Here is a 20,280-nt window from a genome sequence, read left to right on the forward strand (position 1 = left end):
GCCAACGCCGCGAAAATCCCCTGCAAATCGTATTGTTTCAAATGCGTAAAACTTTCATAACCTTCTCTGAATAACTTAGAATAGCGGGTATTCACTTTTTCTACGAACCAGGAATCTTTCCATGAGTAAGTCTGAAAATCTCTATAGCGCGGCCCGCGAGCTGATCCCCGGCGGCGTGAACTCCCCTGTTCGCGCCTTCACTGGCGTGGGCGGCACCCCGCTGTTTATCGAAAAAGCGGACGGCGCGTATCTTTATGATGTCGATGGCAAAGCGTATATCGACTATGTCGGTTCCTGGGGGCCAATGGTACTGGGGCATAACCATCCGGCTATCCGCAATGCGGTGATCGAAGCTGCGGAGCGCGGTTTAAGCTTCGGCGCGCCAACCGAAATGGAAGTGAAAATGGCGGAACTGGTCACCAACCTGGTGCCGACCATGGACATGGTGCGCATGGTGAACTCCGGTACCGAAGCAACGATGAGCGCGATTCGCCTGGCGCGTGGTTTTACTGGCCGCGATAAGATTATCAAATTCGAAGGCTGCTACCACGGCCACGCAGACTGCCTGCTGGTCAAAGCCGGTTCTGGCGCGCTGACGCTTGGTCAGCCGAACTCGCCGGGCGTGCCGGCAGATTTCGCGAAACATACGCTGACCTGCACTTATAACGATCTGGCATCAGTGCGCGCGGCGTTTGAACAATATCCACAGGAAATCGCCTGTATCATCGTCGAACCCGTGGCGGGCAATATGAACTGCGTCCCGCCGCTGCCGGAATTTCTGCCAGGTCTGCGCGCCTTGTGCGATGAGTTCGGCGCACTGCTGATTATCGACGAAGTGATGACCGGTTTTCGCGTAGCACTGGCCGGAGCCCAGGATTACTACGGCGTCGTGCCGGACCTGACCTGTCTGGGTAAAATCATCGGCGGCGGGATGCCGGTAGGCGCGTTTGGCGGTCGTCGCGATGTAATGGATGCGCTGGCGCCGACGGGCCCGGTTTACCAGGCTGGCACCCTTTCCGGCAACCCGATTGCGATGGCGGCCGGTTTCGCCTGCCTGAATGAAGTCGCCCAACCCGGCATTCATGAAACGCTGGATGAGCTCACCACCCGTCTGGCGGAAGGTTTGCTGGAAGCTGCCGAAGAAGCGAATATTCCGCTGGTGGTTAACCATGTCGGCGGCATGTTCGGGATTTTCTTCACCGACGCTGAGAGCGTAACCTGCTATCAGGACGTGATGGCGTGCGACGTGGAACGCTTTAAGCGTTTCTTCCACCTGATGCTGGAGGAAGGCGTGTATCTGGCGCCATCGGCGTTTGAGGCGGGCTTTATGTCGGTCGCACACAGCATGGACGACATTAATAATACTATTGACGCCGCGCGTCGGGTGTTTGCGAAATTGTAAAAGAGAACGTCCAGAAACAACGTAGGCCGGGTAAGGCGAAGCCGCCACCCGGCTTTTTTTTGGTTCATCGCAGGTTAGCCTGAACCGCACCAGACAACCTAAAGCTCATCAATAATATACTGAAAGCTACAGGTCGACGTGAACTGCCCGGAGCCAATGTTGCGGGTGTTCACCGCTACATTAATGTCATGAAGCTCAACATCGGTTATCGGATGATCAACGGCGCTGGTCGTGACGCTCGACTGGTCGCAGCCCAGCACATTGAGCGTAATACCCGATGAGACAAAACGGCAATAAGCGCCACGGTTGTCAAATTTGCTGCCATCGCACAGTTTCCCCCCCTCCATCAAATAGGTATGTAACGTGCGATTCACCGTGCCACCGGTGGCATCAAGCATGAGGGTTGTTTTCTGTTTCGAAACGTTCGCATCCCAGGAGATATCAAAAGTATCAACGGGAACTTTCGGGCAAACTGAACTGCGCGTATCCGGCGGAGAATACGTTTCGTTAGTGATAAAAGCGGTAGCAACGATATGGCTCGACGCCAGCCAGGGGCAACCATAATCATCGCTTTGTACCGTAATCTCCAGGGTAAAAGAGCCACACCCCCTCCAGTTCGAGGGAAGATTCTTGCACGCAGATCGCGAAACAGTGTTATCAAAATCCTTCAATACAACCTTCGGCGCAGGTTCTGGCCCAGACCAGGAGTCTGCGGTTAGCGTTTCTCCTTTACGATGTCCCGAAAGGTTCCAGGAGCCATAGTACACTCCCTCCGGAGTCGCTATCGTCACCTCCGCCACAATAGATTTGTCGCTATTAGGGCCAATACCATAATACATCGTGGTGCTTGAAAATGTCGCTTTCAGCATGGGTCCCGCCGCTATTGAACGGCAACAAACGACCGCCAACAGTAAAAATAAAATCTGTATGTTTCTCATCATAAATACTCAAATGTAACTAGTGCGCTTGCGAAGAACGTTCCCGGAACCAGATCTTCGCCAGGAAGGCGTTGTACCCAGGCATTCAGGCTTAGCGCGTTATTCCCCGTCACCAGCGTGAATATCGCACCCTCTTCATCGTTCATGCCCACGGGAACGCCGGATAGCGTTTCAATACCAATCCCGATCCCGGAAGCGCCTGAGTGGCTATCGATGGCCAGGATACCGCGCATTCCGGTCGCTTCGGTTCCAGTGAAAGTCACCTGCACCCCGTTACTCAGCGCCGAATCGCAATCCGTGAGCTCAAACACCAGAGGCTTACGAGCAGACTGGCCGTCGGGAGTGAAATCAGAACTGTCAAGCGACGAAAAATCGACTTCGGCAATCCCCGTCCCCTGCATCGTGAGCGTGCAAGGACTGGCCACCAGGCTACCGGAAAAATGCAGGTTATCTGCCGCTGAGACCGGCAATATCAGCGCCCCACAGAGGATGCAGGCCGCGCCGTGTAATAACGCCTGTCTTTTAGCCATTACTGATAATCCACCTGTAATGTTGCCGTCGCATCGAAGCCGCCTTCTTTCAGCGAAGCACCGCTCTTTTTAACCGGTATGGCTTTCAGAACAGGTATCGATTGTTCATTCACCGTAATGGTGGACCCCAACGTAAAGGGTTGGTCGTTCTGCCTGAGTTCAATCCCCAGTCCCGCCACGCTGGTGTTTACCGCCGCCGGATTAAAATCACTCACGGAACCGCTTAGCGTCAGGGTCATCGCCATCGTCTCATCGCGCACCGTTGAATCACAGGTGATCTCATACGGAACATTCTGCGCATAACGCGTACCATCTATTTTATTAATCAGCAGGTTACCGAACTCAACGTCGATCGTCTGATCATTGTTAATCGTACAATTCGGCGGTGAAATTAATGTGCCGTGAAACTTAAGATTATCGGCTGCCTGTGCGGCAAGGCTGCCCCCCATTAACATCGTCAAAACTATTTTTTTCATTGGTAATCCACCACCAACGTGGCGCCTGCGTTAAACGCGCCACCTGTTAACGTTACGCCATTATTTTTGACGGGAATTGCCTCAATGGCCGGACCGCTGCCACCGCTGTATTGAAATGACAACCATTGCGTATTGCCGGGTGAAATCAGCGCGCCATCCGTGGCGGTTTGCAGACGGATACCCAATCCATCGACATCGGTTTGCAATACCGACTCGCCATTGATAGTCACCGCATTCCCCTGAATCTGTAACTTCAGGTAATCGCTCACTCTGCCATTACAGCTCAGGCGATAGCCCACCGCCTGCCGGTAATTCACCCCGTCCACTTTCGTCGTCAACACATTGCCAAATTCCACCTCACCGCCGGTCACAGTACAGGGCGGCGCGGCATTAACGACTATCGTCAGCGTCATGTTGACCGTCTTACTTTCCGCTGCCAGCGGCATACTGACCGCACTCAGCATGGCCGCACACGTTACCGTGCCCAGCCGTAACCGCCATTGCCTCATCTTGCGTCTCCTTGTCGGTTACGACTTTCTGCTTTTTGCTTCATCTACCGCACAACTATTGTCAGTACAGTTAAAAATCAGCGGTAACCGCGCGCCATAATCGTTGACGTAAGTCAGCACAGGCGAGCGACCTAATTCACTGGCGTCCCCTCCCAGCGTCACGTTGCTTTTTGGTGCAATCACTAAAGGGCTAAAGCCTCTGGCTGGTGTGCCGTCCATGCGGTTGCTGGCGTTGCTTAACACCACGTAGTAACCGGTCGGATTGCTCACCTGATAGCCATTGCCCTGACGCTGAAGGGTGATCTTGTATTGCCAGGGATGCTGCATATCGATTTTCGATAGCGCCTGCGGGCGGTAAAAAACTTTGATGCGCGTTTGCAGGGCGATTTGCAGCGTGTTGGGCTTGTCGCTTTGCGGCGGAATTTCGCGCACGTTGTAATAAAAAAGGTTTTCCCGATCCTGGGGGAGCGACGCCAGCGCCGGCATCCCCTGAATTTTGACCTGTCCGATTGCCGACGGCTCAATGCGCTGGACCGGTGGGACGACGATTAAAGGTGAGGTAATTTTGACGCCCTTCTCATCTTCCACCCAGGACTGCGCCAGATAGGGCAGTTTGCTGTTGGCGTTTTTCAGATCGACGCTTATCGATTTATCTTCGCCGCGAAACACCAGGCGGGTGCGATCGGGCGCGATGGCGGCCTGGGCGCTACCGTAGCCGCCCAGCAAAAGCAGCAAAACAGCGGTCAGGTTATAACGTTTTAATGGCATCATGAATGCGATTTCCTGAATCAATGTGTTGGATAACGAGAAGAGAGCGCTTCGGGTTGCGTTGAAGACGTCCGCCGCTGCGTATGAAGCTGGAGTAATGGTTTCTCTGCGGGCTGCGTTGCCTCAGGTGATGAAGCGTCGCCGATGCACGGCAGCAACAGGCCGCTAAACAGATCGCCCGGCAGCGGATCGGGCAACGCCGCTTCACACTGCGTTTTACCTTCCCATGTCACCTGCAACCGCTCGCCGGGGTTAATGCCTATCAGATAAACGCTGCCGTCTTCACCTACGATCCCTAACTGTTGCTGGCGACTGTTGTAAACCTCCGCGCCGAAGGGCGGCGTGCCGCCATCGCGCAGGCGGATACTGGCCATGGCTTTTTTACCGCTGAGCACCTCCATGCGGCGATAACCGATCGCCCCTTCCGTCAGGGTCGCCTGAGCAATGGAGAGGGTTGCTTCCGCGTCTTCCGGCAACTGGGTAATGTCGATTTTCACCTGGTTGCGGTAGTAGTCGTTGACGTCGACAATGACGGCTTTACCAAACGCGTTGGTATATACCGGCGTGCTGTAGCCGGAGATGGGTACGTTCGCTTCATCGCCGACATCCACCAGCAGCCGCGAGCCGCCGTTGACGCTGGTGCGGTGCAGCGCCCCGCCTTTAGCAGTCAGCGTCGCGCCGCCCTGGATGTTCAGCCCGCCGGAGGTATAGTCGCCTTCCTGATAGTTCGCACTGACGTCAATGTCGGCATAGCTCGCTTGATGACGGTAGTAGCCGTCGAGAGTCGCGCCGTTATCCGCGCGGCCAGCGTTGATCTGGTAGTTATTGCGATCGTCAATGCGCTCGTAATAGCCGACCTGATTGCTGTTGTTGTCATCGCTAAAGGAGCCGTTGTAGCTCAGCGTGCGGTTGTTGCCCCACGGAATACTCAGCGAGACGTACACGCCGTCATCACGTTCATTGTCATATTCGTTGCGAAAACCGTTCACCGACAGACTGATCCCGCGCACCTCGCCGACATCGAAATAGTGCGACAGCGTCAGGTTATAGCTGTCCTGGTTAGGTTGATTCCAGTAGGTGCGATGGGTGTAGTTGATATAGGCGTTGACGTTTATTGCCGAAAAGTTCTGGCTGTACGTCAGGGTATACATCTCTTTATCGTGGCCGGTACGCTGACGATCGTTATCGTCATTATGCGTATCGATAAACTCGTCCATCGTCATGTAGTTTTCTTCGGAAAAGCGATAACCAGCAAACGTCAGACGGCTGTCTATATCATCAAAATCTTTAGCGTAGCTGGCACGGAACGAGTTACCCTGAATGGTGCCGTCGCCGTAGGCGCTACCCTCTGGCAGCGTCGCACGGGAATGGGTGACATCGACGGAAAACGCGCCCAGCAGCGCCAGATCGCGCCCCAGTCCTAACGCCAGCGCCTGATAATCCTGCTCACCGATGGCGCCGCCGTACAGCGACCAGCCGTTAGCGATCCCCCAGGAGGCTTCGGCTGAGGTGAAAAAGCCGCCTTCCATATTGTGATCCCAGTCCTGCGGTCGCCCGGCTGCCAACTTGTAGCGCACCTGGCCGGGACGGGTCAGAAACGGAATGGAGGCGGTGCTGACGTCATATTCCTGCACCTGACCGCTTTGTTCTTCAATTTTGACGTGTAGATCGCCGGATACCGTTTCATTAATATCCTGAATGCGAAACGGCCCTGCCGGGACCTGCGACTCATAAATCACCCGCCCGCGCTGGGTCACGGTGACTTTGGCGTTGGTGCGCGCCACGCCTGATATATCCGGGGCGTAGCCGCGCAGATTAGGCGGTAACATCTGATCGTCGGTGATAAGGCTGCCGCCAACATAGTTAAAGCCGTCGAAAATATCGGATTCCAGCGATCCTTCGCCCAGAGTTAGCTGCGCCCGGAGCTGCGGGATCGCCCGCCAGGCGTAATAGCGGTTCCAGTCCCAGTTCTGTTCGGAACTGGAGCCAAAGTTGTCTTTATCTTCGCTGTCATTTTCGTGACGATAGTTAGCCTGCCAGTCCGCGCGCAAACGCCACGCGCCGAGGTTGGCGCCCACCGTGCCGTTGCCGCTGATGTCATATTCATCGCCGTCATCATGTTCAGCATGTCGCCACTGGCTGTTAACGTTGTAGTCAAATAACACGCCGGGAATCCCTTCATCCCAGCGGGAAGGTGGATCCCACTCTTCATCGCTGTATTCCAGATACGCCTGCGGAATAATCACCGTCAGCGTTGACTGGCTTAAATCCGTTTGGGTTTCCATCCCTTCCAGTTGATCTGGTTGCAGACACTGACCGGCATTTATCCAGATCATTTTATCTGCTATTTCAGGTTTTAACCCCAGCAGCGATACCAGTTCAGGCGATAAACAGGGATATGTATTATCAGGATCGTCATTATCAACGGAATACGTAATAATATTATCCTGAGCAATTTGACTCTGATTGACCAGCACCTGAAGATGATAGCTCCCCGGCATAATGTAGCCTTTACGGGAAAAACGGGAGAGATCCAGGCTGGCATCATCTTTAACATCAAGAAATCGGGTATTAAATTGAATGGGCGCTTCCGCGTAGCTATTTTCCGGACCGACAGCCAGAACAATACCCACCACGGCCGCAAGCGTGCTCAGACGAAATTTTTTATAGTGAGCCATCAGACAATCTATCCCTGAAATATATAATCTATTTTTTTACTTTGAGCATTATCCTGCGGCAGACTGCCGCAGGATGATATTTCACTTACAGATAGCTGATCGTGAAGTTTACGGTGCTGCTGAATTCGCCGGTATCGATAGTGGTGGCAGCGGAATCGCCTTTCACCCAGGCTTTGAAGTTAAGAGTCTGTTTCGCCGCCGCAACGCTGCCGTTCATCGTCAGGTTTTCGCTGTAAGCGTCGCCCAATTTGATCGCGGAACCCAGGTGGTTGCCGATAACAATGCTGGAACCCGCCATTTCGCCGCCGCCGATGCGCATCAGCGCAACGCTGCCCGGATTAGCGCTGGATTCGTTACCGATGGCAGAGAAAACGGTAGACGCTTCTTTCTCAGTGGTGAATGCGCAGTTTTCCAGACCGATATGGAAATCGACTTTTGAAGATTCTTTACCGCCCATCAGAGAACCGGTACCGATATGGCCCAGGTTAACGGTCTGGTGTTCGTCGCCAACCACGATTGAACACGGTGAATCTTCAATAGTACCGGTAAAAGTCACCGTACCAGTATTACTGCCCGCAGCATTGGCAAAGCTGGAAACACCCATAACCAGTGCGGCAGCAACCGCAGCTTTTACTGCTGTATTCATTTTTCATCCTTATTAAAAGTTGGTGAGTATTTTTACGCTATTCACACGGAGCTATACTCAATACCCCATGTTTATATGGGTAGATATATATTATATGACGAGTTATGAAATTCCCGATGCAACATTCAAAAGAAGCAAACAACACGTTAATAAATAACATCCCTTAGGCGCGGCAAAGTATTTTCCATTAAAAACCCAAAGACAAGTGTTTTTTATTTAAAGGATCATCAGCATTAAATAATAAATATTTTTTACCGTTCAAAAAACAAACAAAACAAGCAAGACGGGAGAGCCAAAAAAACAATAAACATGTCAAAATGAATAAAAAAAGATCAGAATTACAGTACTGAGTATATAGCAATGATGCATAAGATTTATTTTTGGTATAAATTCCATTAAAAAAATCAAAAAATGCTAAGTTACATTTTTTTTGTTTACTCGTGGCAATTAATTTATTTTAATAGAGTTGTTTTTTATTACTTCGATAAAAAAACAATATTTTATTATCGAAGTTTTATAATGAAAACTTATTATTAAATTAAAATTGATTTACGGGATGCATTAAAGATGCGGCATCTACATCTTAATATTTAAAAAGGCTTAATACCGAAACCGGTAATACTTATTATTGGATAGATCATGCCGCAATTTATCATCAACGTTTCGGGCCTGGATATGTTGAAATTAGTCACCCTGTTCAGGAGACAGCGGCGCGCCACTGAAATAGCACATGACTTATCGATACAGAAATAACACCTGCTTTTTGCTGAACATACAAGCAGAGTTCCCTCGATAAAACGTGACAGGACAGCTTTCGCACGCTGATAGCGTTCAGCTATTTTTAGGTCTACAAAATATTGCCACAACATATTGATATTGTGTAATTTGTAGGTCGGGTTGAGCATGGCCGCTACCCGACATAAATGTGGCACAGCTTTTTTACCGGCTCTGTTTACGTAGCAAATAGATAAAGTACGGCGCGCCAATAAAGCTTGAAAGTAGTCCCGCCGGGATCTGATACGGAAATAGCGCCATCCTGCCGCACCAGTCGGCAAAGACCAGTAAAACGCCCCCTGCCAGCGCCGAGATGACCATATGCGGCATCGTCCGGCGAAAACCGAGCATCCGCGCAATATGCGGCGCCATCAGTCCAACGAAACTCAGCGGCCCAATGGTCATCGTCGCGGTTGCCGTCAAACAAGCCGCCAGCGCCAGCAGCGCGATACGCGACGGCGTAAGCGCCATGCCCACCGCGCGCGCGGCATCGCCGCCCAGAGGCAAAATCGTTAACCAGCGGCGGCACAACGGCACAATGGCCAGCAAAATCACCATTACGATCGCGGTTCGCGTAACCTGCCCGCCAGTGGCGTTATAGGTAGATCCTGCGATCCAGGTCAACACTTCCGCCATCCGCGGGTCGCCGCTCGCCTGGAGCATCATTAGCACCATGGTAAACGCGGTGCTGAGCGCCATCCCCGCCAGCAACATCCGTTGCGGCGAGAAACCGCCGCGCCCGGCGGCTATCATAATAATCAGCAGTGTCGCCGCCGCGCCCAGGCTTCCGGCAGGTAGTAGCCAACCGAAAGCATTCCCCGGCACCAAAAACAGCATCAACACCACGCCAAACGCGGCTCCGGAACTGATCCCCAGCACTTCCGGACTGGCCATTGGATTACCGGTCAGACGCTGAATAATGCAGCCCGCCACCGCCAGCATGACGCCCGCCATTAACGCAGCCAGTATCCGCGGCCAGCGCCACGGCATCAGTTCTTCAAGCAGCGTTCCGCTCGCCCACGTCCAGCCGTGCGCGTCGCGACCAAAAGAGAGCGCGCCCCATGTTGCCAGCAGCAGGAGCACGCCACCGGCAACGGCAAAAGCGAGGACATGCCGACGTTCCGCCGCCACACGATCGCTGGCGTTCATATCCGGCGCGCTCATGCTTTTAAGCCGCGGCAGCAGCCACAGGAGCAGCGGCGCGCCGATTAGCGCCGTCACTGAACCGGTGGAAACTTCCATCCATACGCGGGTGAGCCAAAGGATAATCTGATCGGATAGCCACAAAATAAGCGCCCCAATGAGCGGCGCCAGCATCAGGCGCGCCAGCAGACGTCTTGCGCCAAGCATTTTCGCCAGCAGCGGCGCAAACAGGCCGATAAAACCGATAATGCCCACCGCGTTGACCAGCAGCGCGCTCAACACAATCGCCAGCGACAGCGCCGCCAGACGCGCTAACGACAGCGCCAGCCCCAGATTACGCGCAACGCCGTCATCCAGCCCCATCAGCGTCATCGGACGTAGCAACAATAATGTGAGCATCACACCGCCCAGCAACTGCGGCCACAGACGCTGCACGCCGCTCCAGTCGGTTTGCGTCAGCGTTCCGGTGCTCCATAAAAACATGCTTTGCAACTGATCGTGGTGGAAAATCACCAGTAACTGGTTGATTGCGCCACAATAGAGGCTGACCACCAGCCCGGCGAGGATCAGGGTTACCGGCGACAGGCGTTTGCCCCACGCCACGCCGAACACCAGCGCGCCGACGATACAGGCTCCCGTCAAGGCGGCAAACTGCGTGGTCAGCGCGCCGGGAATCGCCCATAGCGTAGTCACCGTGATCCCCAATTGCGCGCCGGTCGCCACGCCCAGCGTGGTCGGTTCCGCCAGCGGGTTACGCAATACTTGCTGGAACAGGACGCCTACCAGCCCAAGTCCCGCGCCCACCAGTAGCGAAATCGCCAGTCTTGGCAGCAGGCTGTAATGAAAAATCATCTGCTCAATGATGTCGATATCCGGTGACCAGATAGCCTGTTGCCACTGACTGCGCGGTAGCGCAACGGAGAAGTTAACCCATGTCAGCCAGCAGGCGGCAACAAACAGCGCCAATAACAGCAACGCCGGATGGCGGCTTCGCCTTATCCGGCCTACAAAGCGCCCGAACCGTAGGTCGGATAAGACGCTTTTCGCGCCGCCATCCGGCATTTCACGTTTTCTGCTCACGCTTTGCCTCCCAACACGTTATTCAGGATGCGGACAAAATGCATCGTGGAGAGGGTCGCGCCATAGAACCAAACGGCGGGCACCCGATGAAAACGCCCGGCGCGGACAAACGGCATGGCCTGCCACAGCGGCGTTGCCATCAGCGCGTTCATATCGGTGCTATTCCCGTGATCGAAGCAGATCACATCCGCTTCTTTATACATCGCCAGCCGATCGATGCTAACCGCCGTACTGCCCCAAAAGTTGGTTTCACCCTGCCAGGCATTGACAATGCCATACTCGTCCAGTACCTCCTGGAACAGGCAATTCGGGCCGAGCACCAGCATATGCCGCGGATCGATAAGCGTCGTCATCAGTAACGGACGCCCCCCGCGGCGGATAAAATGCGGCTTCTGGCTGGCGATGAAGCGATCGTATTGCGCCAGATGTTTTTCTGCCGCAGCTTCCAGATTCAGCGTCTGCGCCAGTTCAACCAGCGATCGTCGGGCTATCGCCAGCGGCTTTTTGCCGTCGCTAAAGTCGAACCCGCGCCCCGGCGCGATCCGTGCCAGTTTCTCCGGCGAGGGTCCGTAACCTGCCGACCAGACCATAAACGACGGCTTCATCTCCGTCAGCAGTTCGAGATTGGGTTCAGTGCGAAGACCCACATCAATCACCGAATCCGGCAACGGCGGTTCGCTAACCCACAGCTTATAATTTGGCACATCCGCCACGCCATACGGCGTAATACCGAGCGCCAGCAGCAGCTCAACCGGCAGCCACTCCAGCGCCACAATCCGGCGGGGATCGATAGCGGCAGCCTGCGCCGTATTCATTTGCCACAGCAGCGGCGAGAGCGCCATCGCCGTTAATAAACGGCGGCGAGTAAGAGGATATAAATCACGCATTAATACACAAAACTCACAGGTGCCGCGCCCGCCGGATGCGGAAGGATACCCATCGGGATACCGTAAATCTTCTCCAGCGTGTCACTGCGCATCAGTTCCGCAGGCGTTCCTTGCGCAATCATTTCACCGCCGCGTAGCGCGACTAAATAATCACAGTAGCGGGCCGCCATGTTGATATCGTGCAGCACCGCAACCACCGTCAGCCCGCGCTGCTGGCTTAAGCGATGCACCAGCGCCAGCACGTCAACCTGATGGGCGATATCCAGCGCTGACGTCGGCTCATCCAGCAGCAGACAACGGCTGTCCTGCGCGACCAGCATGGCAATCCACGCGCGCTGGCGCTCGCCGCCGGAAAGGCTGTCTACCAGACGATGCGCCAGCGGTTTTAAGCCGACCAGCGTAATCGCCTCGTCTACTTTTTCCCGGTCCGCGACGCCAAAGCGCCCCAGCGCGCCGTGCCATGGATAGCGGCCAATCGCCACCAGTTCGCGCACCGTCATTCCTTCCGCCTGCGGCAATTGTTGAGGCAGATAGGCAACTTTGCGGGCAAACGCCTTGCTGCTCCAGCTCGCCAGCGGCTGATTGTCGAGCAGAATATCCCCTTCGGAAGGCGGCTGATGGCGGCCCAGCATTTTTAACAGCGTGGATTTACCGGAACCATTATGACCAATAAGTCCGGTGACGCGACCTGCGGGAAACGTTAACGAGAGGGGGTGTAAAAGCGTGCGGCCCGGCACACGAAAGGCGACGCTTCGCAGCGCAAAGGTGGTATCGGAATGAATGTGGTTTTCCTGCATCGCAGCCAACTTGTAAAACGGGCACGGCAAGCCGTGCCCAAAAAGAAATTAGAAACGGAAGGTTGCCGTTGCAACGACCTGACGTTCTGCGCCCCAGAAACAGCCATAGGTCTGGAAGCAGCTGGCGACGTATTCGCGGTCGAGCAGATTATTAACGTTAACCGCAATGCTGGAGCCCGCCATACCAAAACGCGCCAGATCGTACTTGACGACCGCATCCATCACCGCTGCGCTGCCTACCTTGAAGCTATTGGCCGGATCGCCGTAACTGGAACCAATAAAACGACCGCCTGTTCCCAGCGTTAAACCTGACAACGGACCATCGTTGAAGGTGTAATCGCCCCACAACGACGCCATGTGTTCAGGCACCTGCTCTGGCGTATTCCCTTTCAGGTTAGTGTCTTTCGTGTATTCAGCATCAGTATAAGTGTAAGACGCCGTCATATTGATGTTAGCCGTCAATGCTGCTTTGGCTTCCAGCTCTACACCTCGCGCACGAATTTCGCCTGCCGGCACCTGCGCTAATGGGTTGGTTGGATCGGCGGTCAGGTTATTGGTTTTGGTCAGCTGATAAACGGCACCCGTAACAACAACCGGCATGTCTTTCGGTACATATTTCACCCCTGCTTCATATTGCTCGCCTTTTGATGGCTTGTAAGAAACGCGTGGGGTGCTCCACAAATCGAAGGCGCTTGGCTCGAAAGATTGGCTATAGCTGAAGTAAGGTGAAATTCCATTATCGAATACGTAGTTTACGCCACCGCGCCAGGTGAACTGGTGGTCATTACGTTCAATATATCCTTCTGTCGGCGTAGTGGAATTCTGACGCACCGTTGTCGCTTGTTTAGACCAGTCATAACGGCCGCCGAGAGTAAATACCCACTTATTCCATTCCGCCTGATCCTGAACATAAAGGCCTGTTTGTTTACTTTCGTTCATCTGGTACGGCTCAGCGCCGCCGAAAGCAAAGTATGCAGGATGGTAATTGTTATAGAGATCGATTGACGGCGCGCTACCAAACGTCGCGTTAATATCATTACGCATACGCATGAAATCGACACCCGTCAGCAACGTATGATCAATATCGCCGGTCGCGAATTTACTTTCCAGTTGTGTATCTACGCTGAAATTCTGTAAACGCTCGTTGTCAACGATAGTACCGCGGTTAAGCGTATGGCCGTCCGCCGCAATCCCCGTGCCATAGACGCTTTTTTGCGCGGTTTTCATTTCGACAAAACGTAAATTCTGGCGCACGGTAAAAGTGTCGTTGAAGCCATGCTCGAAACTGTATCCCACCATTTTCTCGTTACGAGAATAGGTGTTGTTTGACGCCCCTTCATTGAAATCTGTTGGCAAGCGTTTACCATTCGGTAACGGTTCAACCGTTCCCTCTTTCGGCAGCCAGCCGTAGTAGCCAGTCTCTGGTTCGTTCTGGAAATAAGAAAGGAACGTAAAATTCGTTTTCTCATCAGGACGCCAGGTAAAAGAGGGCGCAATCGCGTAGCGCTGCGACTCAGAACTCTTTTGCTGCTCATTTGTCGAACGCGCCAGCCCCGTCAGACGATATGAGAACTCACCGTTGTCATCCAGGGAATCACTAAAATCAAAACCGGTCTGGAACAAATTGTCCGTCCCCATTTTGAATTGAATTTCTTTCAGCGGCTCAGTAGTCGGCCGCTTGCTAACCATAGAAATGATACCGCCCGGGTTGCTCTTACCGTAGAGAACGGACGTTGGGCCACGCATCAACTCAACACGCTCAAGCATGTAGGGATCAATAACCGCATCGTTGTAGAAGTTACCCTGCAATTTCAGGCCATCCAGATAGTTATTCTGGCTCAGGCCGACGGAAGAGAAGCCACGGATAATCACGAAGTCATAGGTATTGGAAGCGCCGCGGCTGCTTACCGTTACGCCTGGTGTGTAACCCAACGCTTCTTTTACTGACTGGAATTGATGCATCTGCATCTCTTCGTTAGTGACCACCGAAACCGACTGTGGCGTTTTTTCGATAGGTGTATCAGTTTTGGTGGTAGTGGCGGAACGCTTCGCGGCGATGGTCGGAGCCGGTCCCCAGGCACTTTCCTGCGCGGCAGGCGCTGCGGTTACGGTAATGGTTTCTTCTTTCGGTTGAACCGCCGCCTGTGCATAGACAGACATGCCGCTAACCGCTGTGGCTACTACAACTGCGATTTTACGCAGTGAAGAGTTTGGCTGAGCAGTTTTAAGACGCGCCATTGGTATATCTCTGATGAAAGTGAATGATAACGTAAACGATAATTATTATTATAACCGCAGCATGATAGGCGAAATATCGTCGCAATGGCAAGCGATACGCGGCCCTACGAAAACTAAGGGGTTAAGAAATAACCAGATGAAAAGGAAGGGTTAATAAATTAGACTGAAATGTTATTTATAAGGGATTTGCCGGATGGCGACGTAAGCGTCTTATTCGGCCTACGTCGCACATAATGGGGTCGTAACGGTGTAGACCGGGTAAGCACAGCGCCACCCGGCACTATTACCGTGATTAATTGCCGCCGAACATCTCCTTAATCCAGCCGGCAACGCCGTCGCTCTTCTCTTCTTTCGGCGGCTGTTGCTGCGCAGGCTGCTGCGGCTGAGACGACTGATCGAACGGATTGCCTGACGGCTGCTGTTGCTGCTGCATCATCTCGCCCTGCTGGCACAGCGTATTTGGATCGTCCGTCCAGACCGGCAGAGTGCGCATACCGCCGCTACAGACAAAATTACCGTCGTAATCAACGCCCATATCCACCACATCTTCCGGCGGCGTCAGAACTAAAGGCGTCGGCGTCTGGTTCGCCAGATAGCGCTGATAAATCGCCATCGCGCCGCTGGCGCCGTACAATTTCGTCGGCTGGTTGTTATCACGGCCTACCCAGGTGATAGTCACCTGGCTGCCGTCGATACCGGCAAACCAGGTATCGACATTGTTGTTTGTCGTCCCGGTTTTACCCGCCAGATGCAGACCCGGATATTTCGCGCCAAGCTGACGCCCCGTACCACGCTGGACGACCTGCTGCATTGTCCAGAGCGTCAGGTAAGCCGCCTGTGCCGGTACGGCGCGTTCAGCTTGCGGATAACTTTGGTACAGCACCTTACCATCTTCCGCAATAACCGAACGCAGCGCTGATAACGGCGCGCGATTTCCGCCGCTGGCGATAGTCTGGAACGCCTGCGCCACTTCGATCGGCGTCAGGTTCAGCGCCCCTAACAGCATCGCCGGAACCGGATTGAGCTGATCTTTCGGCACGCCGAGCTTCGTCCAGGTATCGGTTACCGCCGGTAAACCTAACGCCATCCCCAGATTGACCGTCGGTACGTTCATTGAGCGAGTTAACGCATCCACCAGCATCACTTTCCCGCTTTCACTGTAGCGACGATCGTCGTTCTGCGGCGACCAGACCTGACCATTCGGCTGGCGCAGAGAAATCGGCGCATCGGCAATCCAGGTGTTCAGACGGTATAAGTTCGGCTGACTTAACGCGGTCAGATAGGTCGCCGGTTTCGCCAGCGACCCGATGGAACGGCGCGCCTGCATGGCACGGTTATAGCCGGCATACTGCGGCTCCGCCCCGCCAACCATCGCGCGCACCTCGCCGCTAAAGCGATCCACTACCACCATCGCGGTTTCCAGATCGCTCAATTTACGCTGCTTCTTCAACGCCGGAATGCCTTCGACAACGGCTTTTTCTGCGGCATCCTGCGCCACGGAGTCAAAGGTGGTGAAAATCTTCACGCCGGAGAGATCTTTAATTTTATCCCCCAGCTTCGCCTGCAGTTCCTGACGAACCATCTGCATAAACGCTGGCTGCGGTGAAATAACGCCGCCGCGCGGCTGTACGCCAAGCGGACGCGCGCTCAGCATGTCATAGAGTTCCTGATCGATGATTTTCTGCTGCTGTAACAGGCGTAGCACCAGGTTACGACGCTCCAGCGCCAGTTTCGGGTTGCGCCACGGGTTATAAATCGACGCCCCTTTTACCATCCCCACCAGTAACGCCTGCTGATCGAGGCTCAGTTCCTCTACCGGACGACCAAAGTAATACAGGCTCGCCAGAGGAAAACCGCGAATTTCATTATCCCCGCTTTGACCGAGGTAGACCTCGTTCATGTACAGCTCAAGAATACGATCTTTACTGTAACGGGCATCCATGATCAGCGCCATGTAGGCTTCATTCGCTTTACGCCAGTATGATCTTTCGCTGGAGAGGAACAGGTTCTTCACCAGCTGCTGGGTTAGCGTACTTGCCCCCTGCACCGTACGTCCCGCCGTCAGGTTGGCCAGTACCGCACGCCCGATAGAGTAAAGACTAATGCCATCATGCTCATAGAAATGACGGTCTTCCGTCGCCAACAGCGTATCGACCAGCAGATCCGGGAAACCGCTGCGCGGGACGAATAAACGCTGCTCGCCATTTGGCGAAGAAAGCATGGTGATAAGCCGCGGATCGAGACGGAAGAAGCCAAACTGGCGGTTGTTATCCAGATTGACGATGGTTTCCAGACGCCCGTCACTGAACGTCAGCCGCGCGCGCACCTGCCCTTCTTTGCTGTCCGGGAAGTCAAACGGACGACGGATCATCTCAATGCTATTGGCCTGCACGGTAAATTCGCCGGGACGGGTCATCTTCGTCACCAGACGATACTGCGTCGCTTCCAGCAATTTCACCATCTCGTTTTTGCTGACAGGCATGTCTGGCTCAAGGTTCACCATCCGGCCATATACCGCCGCCGGAAGCTGCCAGACCTTGCCATCGATACGGCTGCGGATTTTTTGATCCAGATAGACGCCGTAAATGGCGAACAGCACCACAAAAACGATAAACAGTTTTAGCAATAGCCACAGCCAGCCGCGCTTGCCACGAGGCTTACGCCCTTTGCCCTTACCTTTACGCGGCATCGGTTCTTCATCCTCATAGTCATCATCATAATCGTCGTCATGCTGCCGACGACGGCTCACCTTTTGTTTCACAGGACGTGACGGTTTCCCCTTACGTCCAATCGGCTCGCGGTCATTCCCCGCCATGCTTTTTCTCCGCAACATACAGGCGCAAAGGCCCGATTCTCTATTCTTCCGCCAGACGACAGAAGAAGAAATCTCTCAATTTACCCTTTTGCCGGATGGCGATTAACGCCTTATCCGGCCTGGAGGCAACGTATAACACGTCACGAATACTTCTTCGTGCGCCGCGTTGGGGCCGTATTCGCCGGATCGTCCGGCCAGACATGTTTGGGGTAACGGCCCTTCATCTCTTTTTGCACTTCGCGATACGCCCCCTGCCAGAAAGCGCTTAAATCGCGCGTAATCTGTAGCGGTCGCTGCGCAGGCGAAAGCAGTTCCAGCACCAGCGGCACGCGGCCCTGAGCGATGGTTGGGGTCTTCGCTTCGCCAAACATTTCCTGCATTCTGACCGCCAGAGCGGGCGGGTTATCTTCATGATAACGAATCGTTATTCGGCTTCCCGTCGGCACAGTGTAATGCCCAGGCAGTTCACTATCCAGACGTTGCAGCATGGCATAGTCAAGCAGTCCCCGTAACGCCTGAGTCACATTCAGAGATTTCAGACTCCGTAACGACTGTACGCCTGTCATGTGCGGCAGCAACCAGTTTTCCAGAGTCGCCAGCAGCGACGCCTCATCCACGGCAGGCCAGTCATATTCCGGCAGCCATTTCGCCGCACAGTGCAGACGCAGACGGAACTGCTCCGCTTCCGGCGTCCAGTTAAGGACAGCCAGACCTCTATCGCGGATGCCGTTCAGCATCGCCTGATGAAGCTCCTCTTCAGACGGTTTCGCCAGTGGCTGAACGCTAACCGTCAACTGTCCAATACGCATTCTGCGCCACGCTTTCAACGTTCCCTGCGCTTCGTCCCATTCAACCGTGTCAGACTGGCGCAGTAAATCAGGACACGCCTGAATCAGCGAGGCAATATCCAGCGGCTGCGCCAACAATATTCGGGCGTCCGGCGAGGCGCTACCTTGCAGCAACAGCGGCGCGATCAGCCATTCATGACGTCCCAACGCGTCATCCGCATCTAACATCGCGCCCATACCATTGGCTAACTGATAGCGCCCTTCCTGACCACGACGCCGCGCGATGCGGTCGCTAAACGCTCTGGCCAACAGCGGCATAATAAGCGCGCTATCCGGCTCGCCATTACGCACCTGCAGCCGTTTTAAAAGCTGCTGGCTACGCTGCTGCCAGCCCGGCTGTCGCCGCGAAAATAGCACGCTTAAATCCGTACCGCCGCCGCGCGGCGGGTCCTCAAGGATGGCCGCGAGCATGGCGGCGGTGGCGGCGCTGTCGCCCTCGTCGGCGTTGACTAACATCGCCGCCAGGCGCGGATCGTTACCCATTGCCGCCATTTTCCGGCCCCGCGCGCTTAACCGCTCGCCCTCCAGCGCGCCTAACATCAATAATAAACGGCGGGCGGCCTGAAGATTCACCTCCGGCGGTCTGTCCAGCCAGAAAAGCGATGCCGGATCGTGACATCCCCACTGCAACACCTCCATCAACAAACCGGAGAGGTCGCTGTGTAAGATTTCCGGATCGCTTTGCGCCGCCGCCCGCTCCGCCTGTTCTTTGGCCAGCAGATGTAAACAGATACCCGGCGCCAGTCGTCCGGCGCGCCCCGCGCGCTGCGTCATTGACGCCTGACTGATACGCTGCGTAACCAGCCGCGTCAGTCCCGTTCGCGCGTCGAATCGCGCCACGCGCTCCTGAGCGCTATCGACAACCAGACGAATCCCTTCAATCGTCAAACTGGTTTCGGCAATGTTAGTCGCCAACACCACTTTACGCATCCCGGCGGGGGCGGGAACAATCGCTTTGCGTTGCGCCTCCAGAGACAATGCGCCATACAGCGGACAAAGCAGGACATCGCTCCCTACCCGCGACGCCAGATGTTCATGAACGCGCTGTATTTCGCCTACGCCGGGTAAAAATAGCAGCAGCGAACCGTTTTCATTGCGCAGCAGTTCCGCTGTCGCCATCGCGACGGCTTCATCAAAACGCAAATGCGCCGCGAGCGGCTGATAACGTCGCTCCACCGGGAACGCGCGCCCCTCCGAGACGATCGTCGGCGCATCAGGCAGTCGCTGACAAAGCCTGTCGTTATCCAGCGTCGCTGACATGATTAACAGCCTGAGATCGTCACGGAGCCCTTGCTGGATATCCAGCAACAGCGCCAACGCTAAATCCGCCTGTAAACTGCGCTCATGAAATTCATCCAGTATCACCAGCCCCACGCCGCGTAATTCGGGATCGCGCTGAATCATTCTGGTCAATACGCCTTCGGTCACCACTTCCAGCCGGGTACGCGGCCCCACGCAGCTTTGCGCGCGCATCCGGTAACCTACCGTTTCGCCAGGCTTTTCATTCAACGCTTCCGCCAGACGCTGCGCGACATTACGCGCCGCCAGACGACGCGGTTCAAGCAGAAGGATTTTTCCAGCAACCGGCCCCTGTTGCAGGAGTTGCAACGGCAGCCAGGTGGATTTCCCCGCCCCGGTAGGCGCGGACAACAAAACCTGCGGCGCGGTTTTTAGGGCTGTCAACAATTCAGGCAATACGGCGGCAACGGGCAATGACGTCACAAACGGCTCCACGGGGTTAACTTTCTTTG

14 protein-coding genes are annotated in these 20,280 nt (G+C 54.6%); 1 reads left to right on the forward strand and 13 read right to left on the reverse strand.

Annotated features, from left to right (window positions below; translation table 11 throughout):
• Nucleotides 1–121 precede the first annotated feature (121 nt).
• Complete coding sequence (gene hemL / locus K8W53_RS18115; protein ID WP_000045249.1) at nt 122–1,402, forward strand: glutamate-1-semialdehyde 2,1-aminomutase; 1,281 nt, start codon at nt 122–124, stop codon at nt 1,400–1,402.
• Nucleotides 1,403–1,500: 98 nt separating this feature from the next.
• On the opposite strand, the gene stfH is transcribed toward hemL, so the two are convergent.
• The 13 genes from stfH to hrpB form a co-directional block, all read right to left on the reverse strand.
• Nucleotides 1,501–2,340: a fimbrial adhesin StfH gene (stfH, locus tag K8W53_RS18120; protein WP_023223808.1), complete on the reverse strand. Its 840-nt coding sequence runs from the start codon at nt 2,338–2,340 to the stop codon at nt 1,501–1,503.
• The gene (locus K8W53_RS18125) at nt 2,340–2,870 is read right to left on the reverse strand and encodes a fimbrial protein (RefSeq protein ID WP_001129319.1); all 531 of its coding nucleotides are present in this window, start codon (nt 2,868–2,870) and stop codon (nt 2,340–2,342) included. Before K8W53_RS18125 ends, stfH begins: the two co-directional genes overlap by 1 nt.
• On the reverse strand, nt 2,870–3,346 hold the full coding sequence (gene stfF, locus K8W53_RS18130; RefSeq protein WP_000725074.1) for a fimbrial minor subunit StfF: 477 nt from the start codon (nt 3,344–3,346) through the stop codon (nt 2,870–2,872). The genes K8W53_RS18125 and stfF overlap by 1 nt, the downstream gene beginning before the upstream one ends.
• Nucleotides 3,343–3,855 (reverse strand): fimbrial protein, encoded by a 513-nt coding sequence (locus tag K8W53_RS18135; RefSeq protein ID WP_001647824.1) that lies wholly within the window; start codon nt 3,853–3,855, stop codon nt 3,343–3,345. Before K8W53_RS18135 ends, stfF begins: the two co-directional genes overlap by 4 nt.
• Nucleotides 3,856–3,873: 18 nt before the next feature.
• The gene (gene stfD, locus K8W53_RS18140; protein ID WP_023223807.1) at nt 3,874–4,626 is read right to left on the reverse strand and encodes a fimbrial chaperone StfD; all 753 of its coding nucleotides are present in this window, start codon (nt 4,624–4,626) and stop codon (nt 3,874–3,876) included.
• 17 nt (nt 4,627–4,643) lie between these two features.
• Entirely contained in the window at nt 4,644–7,301 is a 2,658-nt protein-coding gene (locus K8W53_RS18145) for a fimbrial biogenesis outer membrane usher protein (protein ID WP_023223806.1), read from the reverse strand.
• Between the two features lie 85 nt (nt 7,302–7,386).
• The gene (gene stfA / locus K8W53_RS18150; RefSeq protein ID WP_001090554.1) at nt 7,387–7,947 is read right to left on the reverse strand and encodes a fimbrial major subunit StfA; all 561 of its coding nucleotides are present in this window, start codon (nt 7,945–7,947) and stop codon (nt 7,387–7,389) included.
• 939 nt (nt 7,948–8,886) lie between these two features.
• Complete coding sequence (fhuB, locus tag K8W53_RS18155; protein WP_094300858.1) at nt 8,887–10,926, reverse strand: Fe(3+)-hydroxamate ABC transporter permease FhuB; 2,040 nt, start codon at nt 10,924–10,926, stop codon at nt 8,887–8,889.
• Nucleotides 10,927–10,940: 14 nt separating this feature from the next.
• Nucleotides 10,941–11,831, reverse strand: a complete 891-nt coding sequence (fhuD, locus tag K8W53_RS18160) for a Fe(3+)-hydroxamate ABC transporter substrate-binding protein FhuD (protein WP_001728684.1) — start codon at nt 11,829–11,831, stop codon at nt 10,941–10,943.
• Nucleotides 11,831–12,628, reverse strand: coding sequence for a Fe3+-hydroxamate ABC transporter ATP-binding protein FhuC (gene fhuC, locus K8W53_RS18165; protein ID WP_001157203.1), 798 nt, complete (start codon nt 12,626–12,628; stop codon nt 11,831–11,833). The genes fhuD and fhuC overlap by 1 nt, the downstream gene beginning before the upstream one ends.
• A gap of 48 nt (nt 12,629–12,676) precedes the next feature.
• Nucleotides 12,677–14,866, reverse strand: coding sequence for a ferrichrome porin FhuA (fhuA, locus tag K8W53_RS18170; RefSeq protein WP_058654959.1), 2,190 nt, complete (start codon nt 14,864–14,866; stop codon nt 12,677–12,679).
• A gap of 292 nt (nt 14,867–15,158) precedes the next feature.
• Nucleotides 15,159–17,681 (reverse strand): bifunctional glycosyl transferase/transpeptidase, encoded by a 2,523-nt coding sequence (gene mrcB, locus K8W53_RS18175; protein WP_000918127.1) that lies wholly within the window; start codon nt 17,679–17,681, stop codon nt 15,159–15,161.
• Between the two features lie 140 nt (nt 17,682–17,821).
• Nucleotides 17,822–20,251, reverse strand: coding sequence for an ATP-dependent helicase HrpB (gene hrpB / locus K8W53_RS18180; protein ID WP_052939491.1), 2,430 nt, complete (start codon nt 20,249–20,251; stop codon nt 17,822–17,824).
• Between the last annotated feature and the right edge of the window lie 29 nt (nt 20,252–20,280).

The organism is Salmonella sp. A29-2 (genome assembly GCF_020150755.1).
In the GTDB taxonomy this organism is placed as follows: Bacteria; Pseudomonadota; Gammaproteobacteria; order Enterobacterales; family Enterobacteriaceae; genus Salmonella; species Salmonella enterica.

What these genes read in the sequence shown, in the direction of transcription:
- hemL (WP_000045249.1), top strand. Translation starts at nt 122, where the DNA reads ATGAGTAAGTCTGAAAATCTCTATAGCGCGGCCCGCGAGCTGATCCCC.
- stfH (WP_023223808.1), bottom strand. Translation starts at nt 2,340, where the DNA reads ATGAGAAACATACAGATTTTATTTTTACTGTTGGCGGTCGTTTGTTGC.
- K8W53_RS18125 (WP_001129319.1), bottom strand. Translation starts at nt 2,870, where the DNA reads ATGGCTAAAAGACAGGCGTTATTACACGGCGCGGCCTGCATCCTCTGT.
- stfF (WP_000725074.1), bottom strand. Translation starts at nt 3,346, where the DNA reads ATGAAAAAAATAGTTTTGACGATGTTAATGGGGGGCAGCCTTGCCGCA.
- K8W53_RS18135 (WP_001647824.1), bottom strand. Translation starts at nt 3,855, where the DNA reads ATGAGGCAATGGCGGTTACGGCTGGGCACGGTAACGTGTGCGGCCATG.
- stfD (WP_023223807.1), bottom strand. Translation starts at nt 4,626, where the DNA reads ATGATGCCATTAAAACGTTATAACCTGACCGCTGTTTTGCTGCTTTTG.
- K8W53_RS18145 (WP_023223806.1), bottom strand. Translation starts at nt 7,301, where the DNA reads ATGGCTCACTATAAAAAATTTCGTCTGAGCACGCTTGCGGCCGTGGTG.
- stfA (WP_001090554.1), bottom strand. Translation starts at nt 7,947, where the DNA reads ATGAATACAGCAGTAAAAGCTGCGGTTGCTGCCGCACTGGTTATGGGT.
- fhuB (WP_094300858.1), bottom strand. Translation starts at nt 10,926, where the DNA reads ATGCCGGATGGCGGCGCGAAAAGCGTCTTATCCGACCTACGGTTCGGG.
- fhuD (WP_001728684.1), bottom strand. Translation starts at nt 11,831, where the DNA reads ATGCGTGATTTATATCCTCTTACTCGCCGCCGTTTATTAACGGCGATG.
- fhuC (WP_001157203.1), bottom strand. Translation starts at nt 12,628, where the DNA reads ATGCAGGAAAACCACATTCATTCCGATACCACCTTTGCGCTGCGAAGC.
- fhuA (WP_058654959.1), bottom strand. Translation starts at nt 14,866, where the DNA reads ATGGCGCGTCTTAAAACTGCTCAGCCAAACTCTTCACTGCGTAAAATC.
- mrcB (WP_000918127.1), bottom strand. Translation starts at nt 17,681, where the DNA reads ATGGCGGGGAATGACCGCGAGCCGATTGGACGTAAGGGGAAACCGTCA.